This is a genomic window from Neobacillus nitrireducens, assembly GCF_030915405.1.
Classification (GTDB): domain Bacteria; phylum Bacillota; class Bacilli; order Bacillales; family Cytobacillaceae; genus Neobacillus.
Map to the genome: position 1 here is coordinate 3,381,866 of NZ_CP133262.1, position 14,974 is coordinate 3,396,839.

The 14,974-nt window shown below is 43.9% G+C and carries 14 protein-coding genes; 13 read left to right on the top strand and 1 reads right to left on the bottom strand.

The features are described from left to right. The first annotated feature begins 17 nt into the window (after window positions 1–17). The 5 genes from icmF (at window position 18) to pyrG (ending at window position 6,192) form a co-directional block, all read left to right on the top strand. On the top strand, window positions 18–3,266 hold the full coding sequence (gene icmF, locus RCG22_RS16385) for a fused isobutyryl-CoA mutase/GTPase IcmF (RefSeq protein ID WP_308103797.1): 3,249 nt from the start codon (window positions 18–20) through the stop codon (window positions 3,264–3,266). A 149-nt stretch (window positions 3,267–3,415) separates the two neighbouring features. Next, the gene (locus RCG22_RS16390; RefSeq protein ID WP_308103798.1) at window positions 3,416–3,613 is read left to right on the top strand and encodes a hypothetical protein; all 198 of its coding nucleotides are present in this window, start codon (window positions 3,416–3,418) and stop codon (window positions 3,611–3,613) included. 43 nt (window positions 3,614–3,656) lie between these two features. Beyond that, window positions 3,657–3,788: a hypothetical protein gene (locus RCG22_RS16395; protein WP_308103799.1), complete on the top strand. Its 132-nt coding sequence runs from the start codon at window positions 3,657–3,659 to the stop codon at window positions 3,786–3,788. 18 nt (window positions 3,789–3,806) lie between these two features. Beyond that, window positions 3,807–4,382: a DNA-directed RNA polymerase subunit delta gene (rpoE, locus tag RCG22_RS16400; RefSeq protein WP_308103800.1), complete on the top strand. Its 576-nt coding sequence runs from the start codon at window positions 3,807–3,809 to the stop codon at window positions 4,380–4,382. 214 nt (window positions 4,383–4,596) lie between these two features. After that, complete coding sequence (gene pyrG, locus RCG22_RS16405; protein WP_308103801.1) at window positions 4,597–6,192, top strand: CTP synthase; 1,596 nt, start codon at window positions 4,597–4,599, stop codon at window positions 6,190–6,192. A gap of 288 nt (window positions 6,193–6,480) precedes the next feature. On the opposite strand, the gene RCG22_RS16410 is transcribed toward pyrG, so the two are convergent. Continuing rightward, window positions 6,481–6,987, bottom strand: coding sequence for a DUF2529 domain-containing protein (locus RCG22_RS16410; protein WP_308103802.1), 507 nt, complete (start codon window positions 6,985–6,987; stop codon window positions 6,481–6,483). Window positions 6,988–7,155: 168 nt separating this feature from the next. On the opposite strand from RCG22_RS16410, the gene RCG22_RS16415 reads away from it, so the two are divergent. The 8 genes from RCG22_RS16415 (at window position 7,156) to RCG22_RS16450 (ending at window position 14,899) form a co-directional block, all read left to right on the top strand. Then, window positions 7,156–7,527, top strand: coding sequence for a response regulator (locus RCG22_RS16415; protein ID WP_308103804.1), 372 nt, complete (start codon window positions 7,156–7,158; stop codon window positions 7,525–7,527). Between the two features lie 245 nt (window positions 7,528–7,772). Continuing rightward, complete coding sequence (locus tag RCG22_RS16420) at window positions 7,773–8,630, top strand: class II fructose-bisphosphate aldolase (RefSeq protein WP_098260191.1); 858 nt, start codon at window positions 7,773–7,775, stop codon at window positions 8,628–8,630. A 370-nt stretch (window positions 8,631–9,000) separates the two neighbouring features. Then, window positions 9,001–10,287, top strand: coding sequence for a UDP-N-acetylglucosamine 1-carboxyvinyltransferase (gene murA / locus RCG22_RS16425; RefSeq protein WP_098260190.1), 1,287 nt, complete (start codon window positions 9,001–9,003; stop codon window positions 10,285–10,287). Window positions 10,288–10,336: 49 nt separating this feature from the next. Then, complete coding sequence (gene glpX, locus RCG22_RS16430; RefSeq protein WP_066248699.1) at window positions 10,337–11,299, top strand: class II fructose-bisphosphatase; 963 nt, start codon at window positions 10,337–10,339, stop codon at window positions 11,297–11,299. A 314-nt stretch (window positions 11,300–11,613) separates the two neighbouring features. Then, entirely contained in the window at window positions 11,614–12,879 is a 1,266-nt protein-coding gene (gene rho / locus RCG22_RS16435) for a transcription termination factor Rho (RefSeq protein WP_098260189.1), read from the top strand. A gap of 240 nt (window positions 12,880–13,119) precedes the next feature. Further along, window positions 13,120–13,338, top strand: coding sequence for a 50S ribosomal protein L31 (gene rpmE / locus RCG22_RS16440; protein ID WP_098260188.1), 219 nt, complete (start codon window positions 13,120–13,122; stop codon window positions 13,336–13,338). 110 nt (window positions 13,339–13,448) lie between these two features. Then, complete coding sequence (locus RCG22_RS16445; RefSeq protein WP_308103805.1) at window positions 13,449–14,066, top strand: thymidine kinase; 618 nt, start codon at window positions 13,449–13,451, stop codon at window positions 14,064–14,066. A gap of 308 nt (window positions 14,067–14,374) precedes the next feature. Next, window positions 14,375–14,899, top strand: coding sequence for a hypothetical protein (locus tag RCG22_RS16450; RefSeq protein WP_308103806.1), 525 nt, complete (start codon window positions 14,375–14,377; stop codon window positions 14,897–14,899). Window positions 14,900–14,974: the final 75 nt, after the last annotated feature.

Genomic DNA, 14,974 nt, shown 5'->3' on the forward strand with positions numbered 1-14,974 from the left:
TAAAAAGGGGGATAAGGATGGGGAATTATCAGCCGAAACATCATATTCGCTTTGTCACAGCTTCAAGTTTGTTTGACGGGCACGATGCTTCGATCAATATTATGAGACGGATTCTGCAGGCGAGCGGGGCGGAGGTCATTCACCTTGGTCATAATCGTTCGGTCGAGGAAGTTGTGAACGCGGCGATTCAGGAGGACGTCCAAGGGATTGCGATCTCTTCTTATCAAGGCGGTCATGTCGAGTACTTTAAATATATGTATGATTTGCTAAAAGAAAAGGGTGCACCAAACATCCGTATTTTTGGCGGCGGTGGCGGGGTCATTATCCCGCGCGAAATTGATGAGCTCCATGAGTACGGGATTTCGTGGATTTTCTCACCTGAGGATGGCCGCAGGATGGGACTGCAGGGGATGATTAACCGGATGCTGGAGGAGTGCGATTTTGCGACGGTGCCGCTTGATGTGGCGGAACAAATGGAGAAGCTGCCGACGGGTGATGTCAATGCGGTCGCGAAGTTGATTACTTTGGCCGAGCTTCATGTGGATAAACGGAACGAGGCGGCGGCCACGGTTGAGCAGGTACTCGATCAAGTGAAGTCACTGGAGAAGAGGATTCCGGTCGTTGGAATCACGGGAACAGGCGGGGCCGGAAAAAGTTCATTAACGGATGAATTGATCCGCCGTTTTATCAACGAATTGCCTGATAAAAAAGTGGCGATTCTGTCGGTCGACCCGACGAAGCAAAAGACAGGCGGTGCTTTGCTCGGGGACCGGATTCGCATGAATGCAATTTTCTCGCCAAATGTGTATATGCGTTCTCTGGCGACTCGGCATTCGAAAAGTGAATTATCGCTGGCAATCAACGATGCAGTCGCTGTTACGAAAGCAGCCGGTTTTGACCTCGTGATTGTCGAGACAAGCGGGATTGGCCAGGGCGATGCGGAAATCACTGAGATTTGTGATGTGTCCTTGTATGTGATGACGAGTGAATTTGGGGCGCCATCACAGCTTGAAAAGATTGATATGATTGATTTTGCTGACTTGATTGTCATCAATAAGTTTGAGCGTAAGGGCTCAGAGGATGCGAAGCGTCAGGTGCAAAAGCAGTACCAGCGTAGCCATATGCTGTTTGAAAAAGAAATTGATGAGATGCCGGTCTATGGGACGATTGCGAGCCAGTTTAATGACCCGGGCACGAATGCGTTGTTCGCGGCACTTGTTGAAAAAGTGAATGACAAAATGGGCACGGGCTGGTTGACTTCTTTTAGTAAAAATGCGCTGGTTGAAAAGCAGAACGTGATTATCCCGACGGACCGACGTTATTATTTACGGGAAATATCGGAAACGGTGCGCGGTTATCATAAGAAGGCGGAGGAACAAGCGAATATTGCTCGGAGGTTATTCCAGTTAGAAGGAGCAATCGAAGCGGTTAAGGAGCAGTCGGAAGTGATTGCGGCGTTAGAATCGGTCAAGCAAGAAACTGAAGCGCGACTGACACCTGAATCACGAAAGATTCTTGATGGATGGTCTAAAACAAGGGAAGCGTATTCGGGTGATAAGTTTGTGACGAGAATCCGTGATAAAGAAATTATTACGGTGTTACGATCAAAAAGTTTATCAGGCCTCGATATTCCAAAAGTGGTACTGCCTAAGTATAAGGATTATGGTGAAATTCTGCGTTGGGTGTACGAGGAAAATGTCCCGGGTGCGTTCCCATATACGGCTGGGGTATTCCCATTCAAACGGGAAGGTGAAGATCCGAAACGGCAGTTTGCTGGAGAAGGGCCACCGGAGCGGACGAACCGCCGCTTCCATTACTTATCGAAGGATGATTCGGCGAAACGGTTAAGTACCGCATTTGACTCGGTGACATTGTACGGGTCAGACCCTGATTATCGCCCGGATATTTTTGGGAAAATTGGCGAAAGCGGTGTTAACGTTTGTACATTGGATGATATGAAAAAGCTATATGACGGCTTTGACCTCTGCCATCCTTCCACATCAGTGTCGATGACGATTAATGGGCCGGCACCGATTATTTTAGCGATGTTTATGAATACGGCGATTGATCAACAGGTACAGCGGAAAGAAGCAGAGCTTGGCCGCGTGTTAACAGTTGAGGAGTTTGCTGAAGTTCGTGCTTATACGCTGCGGACGGTGCGCGGTACGGTCCAAGCTGATATTTTAAAAGAAGATCAAGGCCAAAATACATGTATTTTTTCGACGGAATTTGCACTGCGGATGATGGGCGACATTCAGCAATATTTCATTGACCATCAAGTCCGCAATTACTATTCCGTTTCGATCAGCGGTTATCATATTGCCGAAGCCGGAGCGAATCCGATTTCGCAGCTGGCATTTACGTTGTCGAATGGCTTTACGTATGTGGAGTATTATTTAAGCCGCGGCATGAAGATTGATGATTTTGCGCCGAACCTGTCGTTCTTCTTCTCGAATGGTTTGGATCCGGAGTATACGGTCATCGGCCGTGTGGCACGGAGGATTTGGGCAACGGTGATGCGCAATAAATACGGTGCCAATGAGCGCAGCCAAAAATTGAAGTATCATGTTCAGACGTCTGGCCGTTCGCTCCATGCCCAGGAAATAGACTTTAATGATATCCGGACGACACTGCAGGCGTTAATGGCCCTGCAAGATAACTGTAATTCACTCCATACAAATGCCTATGATGAAGCCATTACGACGCCAACCGAAGAATCGGTCCGTCGGGCGATGGCGATTCAGATGATTATTACCAAAGAGCATGGCTTATCGAAAAATGAAAATCCACTCCAAGGTTCGTTTATTGTCGAGGAGTTAACGGACTTGGTTGAGGAAGCGGTTTTACAAGAGTTTGAGCGCTTGAATGATCGCGGCGGTGTGCTCGGTTCGATGGAAACGCAGTACCAGCGCGGTAAAATTCAAGATGAATCGATGTATTATGAAATGAAAAAGCATACCGGTGAATTACCGATTATTGGCGTGAATACGTATTTGAACCCGAATCCTCCGTCTGCGGAAGATGTCAATAATATGGAAATCGCCCGTGCATCTTATGAAGAGAAGGAATTGCAGATTCATAATTTACAGTCCTTCCAAGAAAGTCATGCAGCAGTTTCCGGGGAAGCGTTGAAGCGCTTGAAAGCAGCAGCTGTCAACAATGGCAATATTTTTGGAGAATTAATGGAAACCGTAAAGGTCGCCAGCCTCGGGCAAATAACAAGAGCCCTCTATGAAGTGGGCGGACAATATAGACGGAATATGTAAAATAGGGTGTCAGGCACCATGTGAATATTTCACATGGTGCCTGACACCAATTTTTGTAATAAATCTTTTTTTATGAGATATTAAATTTTGCGTGAATCTTATATAATGATTTAGCGTACATATTCCGAGAGATTTGGGCAGGTGAGCAAATGAAGTTAACTCATATTTTGTTGGTTTTAATTGTTTGTGCCTGGCCATTAAATTATCTCTATCAACGTCAGTTAGGTGCAATCTCGTTTCTGCTGCTAGCAATCTTTTTTCTAATGATATCTATGAAAGAGATGAAAAAGCTGAAGCATGCCGAGAAAAATGATAGTGAAAAGGCTCATCCGCAAAAATTCAAGTGAAACAACGGATAGCACTAGCATAAACCGGAAGAATTTGTTTATAATGAAGAATATGTATTTTTTAAAGGAAAAGCGGAAGCGCCCGTTTGGCGCTGGAGCTGGACAATTCTCAAGTTTATATGAATTCAACGGTCTTGATAGGTCCGTTAATCACTCATTTAAGAGTGTTAAATAGAGAAAGGAAGTGCCCAAATTGAGTTTAGCACAATACTCAAAAGAGGAATTACAAGAGTTTTCCCTTATGGAAATGGCTTTTGAATTTTTGAAAAATAGTAAACAACCGATCGCCTTTGGTGATTTAGTAAAGGAAATTAAGAAGGCGGCAGGGATTTCTGAGCAAGAGATTCAATCAAGACTCGCACAGTTTTATACCGACATCAATGTAGATGGCCGTTTCCTTTCATTAGGAAGCAATCGCTGGGGACTTCGTGTTTGGTATCCAGTCGATACAGCTGAGGAGGAAGTTGTCACAGTTGTGAAACCTAAGAAGAAAAAGGCGAAGAAGGTTGTCGATGAAGAAGAACTCGAAGACTTCGATGACGTGGATGAGATTGAGGATGACTTTGATGACTTTGACGATGAAGATGATCTGCTTGATGATGAAGAGGATCTGGATATCGACGAAGTGGATGAGTTTGATGATGACGATGATGATGACGTCATTGAGGATGAGCTTGAAATTGACTTAGATGAAGAAGATGATGACCTCGATGATGATCTTGAGGAAGAAGAAGTATTTGATGAAGAGGAAGATGTCGAAAAAGATTAATCGACTTGACTTTTTTGTCGTGCCCTTGTAGAATCTTTTTTGGGCTCCTTAAAAAGGACGATACGTTATTTACTTACAATTACGCTCCCTACCAAAAGTAGGCGGGCGTTTTTTATTGTTCAAAATTTTATTCGAGCGTAAGGAAAATATTTTTTTACAAAAACCCTTAAACCAACTGAATAATGTACAAACTGTATAAGAGGGGGAAATATTTATGACAAAATATATTTTTGTAACTGGTGGTGTCGTTTCATCACTGGGAAAAGGAATTACCGCAGCATCATTAGGGCGCTTATTGAAAAATCGGGGCGTGAGTGTGACCATTCAAAAATTCGATCCATACATTAACGTCGACCCGGGAACCATGAGTCCTTACCAGCATGGTGAAGTATTCGTTACAGGTGATGGCGCTGAAACAGATTTGGACTTAGGCCACTATGAGCGTTTCATCGACATCAACTTAAACAAGTACTCCAACGTAACCACTGGAAAAATTTATTCAACGGTGTTACGTAAAGAACGTCGCGGCGATTATTTAGGCGCAACGGTACAGGTTATTCCGCATATTACCAATGAAATTAAAGAGCGCTGCTTCCGCGCCGGGAAAGAAACGAATGCCGATGTCGTGATTACAGAAATCGGCGGAACGGTAGGCGATATTGAATCCCTGCCATTCCTTGAAGCGATTCGCCAAATCAAGAGTGATATCGGTTCTGAAAATGTGATGTACATTCACTGTACGCTGATTCCTTATATTAAAGCAGCGGGTGAAATGAAGACCAAGCCGACACAGCACAGTGTAAAAGAGCTGCGCAGCCTTGGGATTCAGCCAAATATTATTGTAGTCCGTACCGAAATGCCAGTATCCCAGGACATGAAGGATAAAATTGCCTTGTTCTGTGACATTGATGCGAAAGCGGTTATTGAATGTATGGATGCGGATACGCTTTATTCGATTCCACTTGCTCTTCAAGAGCAAAATATGGATCAAATTGTCTGTGATCATTTGAAATTAGTGACGCAGGAAGCGGAGATGACCGAGTGGAAAGCACTGGTTGACCGCGTGATTAACCTTTCTAGCAAGACACGCATTGGTCTTGTCGGAAAATACGTAGAACTTCAAGATGCCTATATTTCTGTGGTTGAGGCGATGAAGCATGCCGGCTATGCGTTTGATGCAGATGTTGAAATCAAATGGATCAATTCTGAAGAGGTTACCCGTGAAAATGTAGCGGAGCTTCTGAATGATGTTGACGGAGTCCTTGTCCCAGGCGGTTTCGGTGACCGTGGAATTGAAGGGAAAATTGAAGCAACCCGCTATGCCCGTGAGCAGAAGAAGCCGTTCCTTGGCATTTGTTTAGGAATGCAACTGGCAACGATTGAATTTGCCCGCAATGTGCTTGGCTTAAAAGGGGCGCATTCCTCTGAGTTTGATGCGGATACCACTTATCCAATTATTGATTTGCTCCCTGAGCAGAAGGATGTGGAGGATTTAGGCGGAACATTGCGTCTAGGCCTATATCCAGCTCGTATTGTTGAGGGTACGAAGGCGTTTGAAGCGTATCAGGATGAGGTGGTTTATGAGCGTCACCGTCATCGCTATGAATTTAACAATCATTTCCGTCAAGACATGGAAGCAGCAGGCTTTGTTTTCTCAGGGACTAGCCCAGACGGCCGCTTAGTGGAAATTGTTGAGCTTGCGGACCATCCTTGGTTCGTCGCATCACAGTTCCATCCGGAGTTTGTCTCAAGACCAAATCGTCCGCAGCCGTTGTTCCGTGACTTTATTAAAGCATCTTTGCAAAAATAAGATAGTTGGGCAGGACCAGTCTAGTTGGCTGGTCCTGTTTTTTTATTTTTTGATGTAAAATCAACAAGCCAGTTTCACATAATTACCGGTATGGTTTTCCAGATATTGTCTAATTGTACAAAACCCCTCAAAAAATGAACAAAAGTATATAAAAATGGTACAAAACGATTCGAAAAATGAACAAAAGGACCCCGAAATTGTACAAAACCCTCCCAAAGTCGTACCTTCCAAAGAATACCCCCCGGGAAATAATCCAGGGCAATAAAAAAACAGGGCTCAGCACCCTGTTTACTCTTCATATTCAGCTAAAATCTCCTCAATAGTAAATTTCAAGCCGTAATAAACAAATAACGCCGCCATCGACGACGGATATCCATAGCGATTTCCTTCATCATCCGGAAGCAAGCCTTTCGTCAATCGCATATCTATCACAACATCCGCTAATTCAAGCAATTCCTCACCCTCAGGAACCGAGGTAGTCACCGCCACAAACGGAATCGCCTTTTCCCGAAGCTGCCTCGCCACCTCAAGCGCAGTTTCATCCGTGGAATAACGGGTGAATATCAACACGCGGTCAGCATCCGTCAATTCCTTAGTCCCGTTGAGAATCTTCACATTTTTAAAAGGCTCCGCACCTTCCATGGCTTCATACTCTACCGCCTTCATTTCCTTTGTGGCAAAAATATATATTGAGCCTTGGGCAAGCAAGCGAGCCCCGTCCTCAAAGGCATAATCTTCTTTTTCCTCAATCCGCTTCAACAGGCCGGTTACCTGAGTCGTAAACATTTTTAACATAAAAACCCTCCTTTTCACCCTCTTATTATATGTGATTTTTCGATATTGCAAAAATAAAAGAAAAATATCAAAATATCTGCAGGAGAATATCGCTTCAATCAAGAAATATAACAAGTGATAGATAGTTGGATAAAATAAAGCAATAATAAACAAGGAAGAGGTGGAGTTATGAAAGAAAAAATTTTAATCGTTGATGATCAGTTTGGCATTCGGATTTTATTAAATGAGGTATTTCAAAAAGAGGGGTATCAGACCTTCCAGGCGGCCAATGGCATTCAGGCACTTGAAATTGTTACCAAACATGACCCTGACCTAGTCCTATTGGATATGCAAATACCTGGAATGGACGGAATTGAAATTTTAAAACGAATGAAAGTAATTGATCCGAACATCCGTGTGATTATTATGACAGCCTACGGCGAGTTAGATATGATCCAAGAAGCAAAAGACCTTGGCGCGATTACTCATTTTGCCAAGCCGTTTGACATTGATGATATTCGGGCAGCCGTTCGAAAACACATCCCTCAAAAGATGAATTAACGTTATTTTTTTATAAAAAACATAAGAACTGTGAAAATAGGTAATTGGGCACGCTTTCATTATGACAGTTTATAAAACTGCGGTTTTTTAATGGCATTTCGAACCTTGGTTTGATATGATACATATGAACTTTTTACTGGCGACTTATCTTTTTCAAGTGATACATAATCCGTAAAATTGAGGGAAAACCTTAATATGGAAGGCCTTTTTGAAAAGATAGCGACCTAAACTAAGGAGGAAGAGAAATGCCATTAGTTTCAATGAAAGAGATGCTCATCAAAGCAAAAGCAGAGGGCTATGCGGTTGGGCAATTCAACTTAAATAACCTGGAGTTTACACAAGCAATTCTTCAAGCTGCCCAAGCTGAAAACTCACCAGTGATCCTTGGAGTATCTGAAGGTGCTGCTCGTTATATGTCTGGCTTCAAAACAGTTGTAAAAATGGTTGAAGGCTTAATGGAAGATTTGAAAGTGACTGTTCCAGTAGCAATTCACCTTGACCATGGTTCAAGCTTTGAAAAGTGTAAAGAAGCGATTGATGCAGGCTTCACATCTGTTATGATCGATGCTTCGCACCACTCATTTGAGGAAAATATTGAAATTACTTCTAAAGTTGTCGACTACGCACATTCAAAAGGTGTCTCTGTAGAAGCGGAATTAGGAACTGTTGGCGGCCAAGAAGACGATGTTATCGCTGAAGGCGTCATTTACGCAGATCCAAAAGAATGTGAAGAACTTGTAAAACGCACAGGTATTGACTGCCTTGCACCTGCATTAGGTTCTGTTCACGGTCCTTACAAAGGCGAACCAAACCTTGGTTTCAAGGAAATGGAAGAAATCGGCAACATTACTGGTCTTCCATTAGTCCTTCACGGTGGAACTGGAATCCCAACAAAGGATATCCAACAATCGGTTTCACTTGGAACAGCGAAAATCAATGTTAACACAGAAAACCAAATCACATCTGCCAAAGCTGTTCGTGAAGCTTTAGCTGCAAAGCCAGAAGAATATGATCCACGTAAATATTTAGGACCTGCTCGCGAAGCAATCAAAGAGACTGTTATTGGTAAAATCCGCGAATTTGGTTCTGCAGGCAAAGCCTAAGACTTAAGATACGGGAAAGATGTCGAATGTCTAATCGCATTTCATCTTTGTCCCAGTTATGATAAAATGAAACCGTCCTTACGTAAAAGGGCGGTTTCCGTCTGTTAAGAGAAAATTGAAAATTTAGTCGAAAATACGGGAGATAAACAAATTTCAAAAAGGGATTGAAGGCTCCTTGAAAGATTGGAATTCCTGTAAATAAGCATAATTTTCCAGTTTTGTGTAAAAAAATTTCAATTGCCATACTTGAAAATAGAATTTTGGTGTAAACTAAAGGATAGACAAGCTGTCGGATTTTGACTATTCATGTTGGAAAAATATACCTAGAGCCTCATTTAGTAATAAGGAAGGGCTTAGAAGGGAGTCGGAAATGGAAAAACTTAAAATTGCGGGTGGCTATCCGTTAAAGGGAACCGTTCGGATAAGCGGTGCGAAGAATAGTGCAGTCGCGTTAATTCCAGCAACAATTTTAGCGGAATCACCAGTGACAATTGAGGGATTGCCGGACATTTCAGACGTTGCGATTTTGAAGGATCTCCTTGAAGAAATCGGCGGAAAAGTCCAGCTCTCGGAAAATGATATGACGGTCGACCCATCAACGATGATTTCCATGCCTCTGCCAAACGGGAAAGTAAAAAAGCTCCGTGCTTCTTATTACTTAATGGGTGCGATGCTCGGCCGGTTTAAAAAGGCAGTTATTGGCTTACCTGGCGGCTGTCATTTAGGTCCAAGACCGATTGATCAACATATCAAAGGCTTCGAAGCACTTGGGGCCCAAATCACCAATGAACAAGGTGCGATTTATCTGCGGGCGGATGAGCTTCGCGGTGCACGTATTTATCTCGATGTCGTCAGCGTAGGAGCAACGATTAATATTATGTTGGCAGCGGTTCGGGCTAAAGGCCGGACGGTGATTGAAAATGCGGCGAAGGAACCTGAAATCATTGACGTCGCAACGCTGTTAACGAGTATGGGTGCAAAAATTAAAGGGGCAGGGACGGACGTCATCCGTATTGATGGGGTCGATTCACTCCATGGCTGCCGCCATACGATTATTCCAGACCGAATCGAAGCTGGTACCTATATGATTTTAGGAGCTGCCGTTGGTGAAGGCGTGTTAATCGACAACGTCATCCCGCAGCATTTAGAATCATTAATTGCCAAGCTACGTGAAATGGGTGTCCGCGTCGAGTCGGGCGATGATCAAGTGTTTGTCGATGGGTCAACCAAACTAAAGGCTGTCGACATCAAAACGCTCGTTTATCCGGGTTTTCCAACCGACCTTCAGCAACCGTTTACATCCCTTTTAACAAAGGCATCGGGCTCAAGTGTCGTGACCGATACCATTTATGGTGCCCGTTTTAAACATATCGATGAACTAAGAAGAATGAATGCCAATATTAAAGTGGAAGGGCGCTCAGCAATTATTAACGGCCCGATTCAGCTTCAAGGTGCCAAAGTAAAAGCAAGCGACCTCCGGGCTGGCGCAGCGCTGGTGATTGCTGGTTTAATTGCCGAAGGAATTACCGAAGTAACTGGCCTCGAGCACATTGACCGCGGCTACAGTGACCTCGTCGGGAAATTAAACGGACTCGGCGCGACAATTTGGCGCGAAGCGTTAACAAAAGAAGAAGTCGAACAAATGAAGAATACGTAGACAGAGAAGTTCGGGAGATAAACAATCGACATAGGGGAGAGGGAGACCGATGGAAAGAAGTTTAACGATGGAACTAGTCCGTGTCACCGAAGCTGCAGCACTAGCTTCAGCCCGTTGGATGGGACGCGGGAAAAAGGATGAAGCCGATGGTGCAGCTACTTCGGCCATGCGCGATGTGTTTGACACCGTGCCAATGAAGGGAACCGTTGTCATTGGTGAAGGGGAAATGGATGAAGCGCCGATGCTTTATATTGGTGAAAAATTGGGGACAGGTTATGGTCCGCGTGTAGACGTGGCCGTTGACCCGCTCGAAGGCACCAATATTTTAGCATCAGGCGGCTGGAACGCTTTGGCAGTGCTTGCGATTGCCGATCATGGCAACCTTCTTCATGCTCCTGATATGTACATGGAAAAAATTGCGGTGGGTCCAGAAGCTGTCGGACATATTGATATCAATGCTTCTGTTTTGGACAACCTAAAGGCTGTGGCTAAAGCGAAGAATAAGGATATTGAGGATGTCGTGGCGACTGTCTTAAATCGTGAGCGCCATGCGCATATCATTGCTCAGCTTCGTGAAGCCGGAGCGAGAATCAAGTTAATTAATGACGGGGACGTGGCAGGTGCGATTAATACCGCCTTTGACAACACCGGCGTTGATATTCTCTTTGGTTCCGGTGGTGCCCCTGAAGGCGTTCTGTCTGCCGTGGCCTTGAAATGTCTTGGCGGTGAGATCATCGGTAAACTATTGCCGCAAAATGATGCAGAACTTGAGCGCTGCATCAAAATGGGACTCGATGTCAATCGTGTCCTAAGGATGGAGGACCTTGTCAAAGGGGATGACGCCATTTTTGCTGCAACTGGGATTACCGACGGAGAATTGCTGCGCGGTGTCCAATTTAAAGGATCCTACGGTTCGACCCACTCAATCGTTATGCGTGCCAAATCAGGCACCGTTCGCTTTGTCGAAGGTCGTCACAGCTTAAAGAAAAAACCTCATTTAGTGATTAAATAGATACAGCCAAAAACGGATGCCGGTGTCAGGCACCGATAGTAGACTAGGGTGTGCAGATTTGCACAGTCTAGTCTCTTAAATTAAAAAACTCCTATAACTCAGGTTAGGAATTTTGAACGAACTCCTTCTCAGAAAAAATTCCCAATGAATGAAAATAGAAAAATAAGTTGATTAATTTTTTGCATAGAGGGTAAAATAGTAATTGTTTTATGCATTATTTCTGCAATTCTATTCATTTCTTGTCTACTTCTATCAAAATCCTCAGGCTCTCTTAATTAATATCAGATTGAAAAAAATAAAAGTGTGGTGCACAAATGGACTTAACAATTTCAAGTTTAGAAGGTATGAAGCTGAAGGAACTTTATGAGCTTGCTCGTGAATATAAAGTGACCTATTACAGCAAATTAACAAAAAAAGAATTAATTTTTGCCATCCTGAAATCCCGTGCGGAACAGCAGGGCTATTTTTTCATGGAAGGCGTCCTAGAAATCATCCAATCAGAAGGATTTGGATTCTTACGGCCAATTAATTACTCACCAAGCTCAGAGGATATTTACATTTCTGCTTCGCAAATCCGCCGCTTCGACCTCCGTAATGGAGATAAAGTTTCCGGTAAAGTACGACCACCAAAAGAGAATGAGCGCTATTATGGACTTTTGCATGTAGAGGCTGTTAACGGTGAAGATCCAGAATCCGCGAAAGAACGGGTTTATTTCCCTGGCCTCACACCCCTATATCCAAACAGAATGATGAATCTCGAAACCACGCAAAAACATCTTTCTACGAGGATTATGGATGTGATCGCACCGGTTGGTTTTGGACAGCGTGGCTTAATCGTCGCACCGCCAAAGGCTGGTAAAACGATGCTGTTAAAAGAAATTGCGAACAGCATTACCACCAATCATCCGGAAGTAGAATTAATCATGCTGTTAATCGACGAACGTCCAGAAGAAGTGACCGACATCGAGCGTTCAGTTGCCGGTGACGTCGTTAGTTCGACATTTGATGAAGTACCGGAAAACCATATTAAAGTGGCTGAATTGGTCCTTGACCGTGCGATGCGTTTGGTCGAGCACAAACGTGATGTGGTTATCCTGATGGATAGTATCACCCGTCTGGCTCGTGCCTATAACCTCGTGATTCCTCCAAGCGGCCGGACTCTTTCTGGTGGTATTGACCCAGCAGCCTTCCACCGTCCGAAGCGTTTCTTCGGGGCTGCTCGTAATATCGAAGAGGGCGGAAGCTTGACGATTCTTGCCACTGCGCTCGTCGATACCGGCTCGCGGATGGATGACGTCATTTATGAAGAATTCAAAGGGACAGGTAATATGGAACTGCACCTTGACCGTCAGCTCGCTGAGCGTCGTATTTTCCCTGCGCTTGATATCCGTCGTTCGGGAACACGGAAGGAAGAATTGCTCATTCCAAAGGACCATTTGGATAAATTATGGGCAATCAGAAAATCAATGTCAGATTCACCAGATTTTGCTGAGCGCTTCTTGAAAAAATTAAGACAAACAAAGTCTAATGAAGAATTCTTTGCTCAATTGGGAGAAGAGTTGAAATCAAGACGTTCGTAGCTACTTGGGTAAGCTGTGAAAACAAGTCCGTTCCTAGTAAGATAACTTTGGGACAACCCTGGTAAAGGGGAGGATTATAGGTTCCATTTTAAAAAAGAAACCAACAAATCCCAACTTGCCAAAAAGAGCTTTGCTTGTTATAATGGGTGCAGTGTGTTTTTAGTATTTCAGTACTTGTTTTTGATAGGTGCTTTATATAACTCTGTTTCGAATGATTCAGGGCGGAAGGAGATGAAAAGAATGAAAGCAGGAATTCATCCAAATTATAAAATGGTACAGGTGACTTGTGCATGCGGAAACACTTTTGAAACTGGTTCAGTGAAGAAAGAAATTCGCGTTGAAACTTGTTCAGAATGTCATCCATTCTATACTGGTCGTCAAAAATTCGCTGAAGCTGGCGGACGTGTTGACCGTTTCAACAAAAAATACGGCATCAAATCTGATATACCACAACAATAATTGTAAAAAGTACAGGCAAGAAGCAATATACTTGCCTGTTTTTTATTTAAATAAATTCAATTTTCAGGATAGATTATATACGGATTTGCTAGGAAGGAGACGCCGTCTTTATGTATTTAATGAAGCAAAGCGGATGGGTTGAGGTTATCTGTGGCAGTATGTTTTCTGGAAAATCGGAGGAATTGATTCGCCGCGTGAGACGTGCTCAATTCGCCAAACAAAAGATAGCTGTATTTAAGCCCAAAATTGATAATCGCTATCACGATCAATCGGTTGTTTCCCATAATGGATCTTCATTTCATGCGAAGCCAATTGTTCATTCGATTGAGATTCTTCATCACGTGGAAGCAGATATCGATATTATTGCGATTGATGAGGTTCAGTTTTTTGATGAGGGGATTCTCCGAGTGGTTCAGCAACTGGCTGACAGCGGCCATCGCGTCGTTTGTGCGGGTCTGGATATGGATTTCCGCGGAGAGCCGTTTGGGCAGATGCCGGCATTGATGGCGATTGCTGAATCAGTGACAAAGCTGCAAGCGGTTTGTTCAGTGTGCGGTTCGCCTTCGAGCCGGACGCAGCGTCTGATTGATGGACATCCAGCATCCTACCATGATCCAGTTATCTTAGTTGGTGCCTCAGAAGCGTACGAGCCTCGCTGCCGTCACCACCATGAAGTACCAAAAACGGCCGTCTACCGCTCCAAAATCGAACAAGAAGCAACGAACTAACGTCAGGGTAGGTTTAGTTTACATAACTAGTGCCTGACACCAATATGAAAACTGTCTGAGAAGGAGATTCTCGGGCAGTTTTTTTGTTTGTTTAGGGTAGGATTTGGGGTTTGGCGGAATAAACATGGCATTTGGCGGAATTCCAGTGAGGTTTGGCGGAATAAACATGGCATTCGGCGGAATAAATAACGAAGTTGGCGGAATTCCTTTCAGATCCGGCAGAATCATGTCTAGGAAATAGGAACTTGGAAAGATTTCACTCGTTCTGTTGCGAGGAGTCCGGGCATGATAGTAATGGGAGGTGTAAGATGCAAAAATTTGTGCTGTTTCTCTCATTAACGATGTTAGTTTTAGTCGGCGGTTGTGCGGGGAATCGAAATGAAGAGGCGTATGACCTTCGAAAAGATAAAACTGCGCCTAATTATATGTCTATCCAGGACAATGACCGCAACACGTCAACGAATAGGTCCAACCAAAACACCCCTGCAGATAGTAACAAACGGGGCAATAACAAGCAGCATATGGTTGAAGATGATATCACTAATCAAAATCCGAATTTTCTTGACCTAAAGCGGACAGGCAGCGGGTCAGAGGCTGGCGCGAACAATCATGGCAATGATATTCAACAGGCTAAACAAGTCATCGCAGATTCGGATGAGTTTACGGCAGATTCCATTTGGATTAATGGCGACCGGATGTGGGTCTCTGTTTATAAAAAGGGAATGCAATCTGAGCAGGGGAAAATTAATGCGGAAGCTAGGCTTCATCGCAAGTTGATTCAGGCCTTGCCACGCTATGAAATTGAAGTGCGCGTCAAAGAGGATCGAAGGTAGCATGCTCTGATTATCAGGGCATGTTTTTTCTAGAGTTTCTTTTAAAAAGGGATTTCCACTTGAAAAATGACCCGC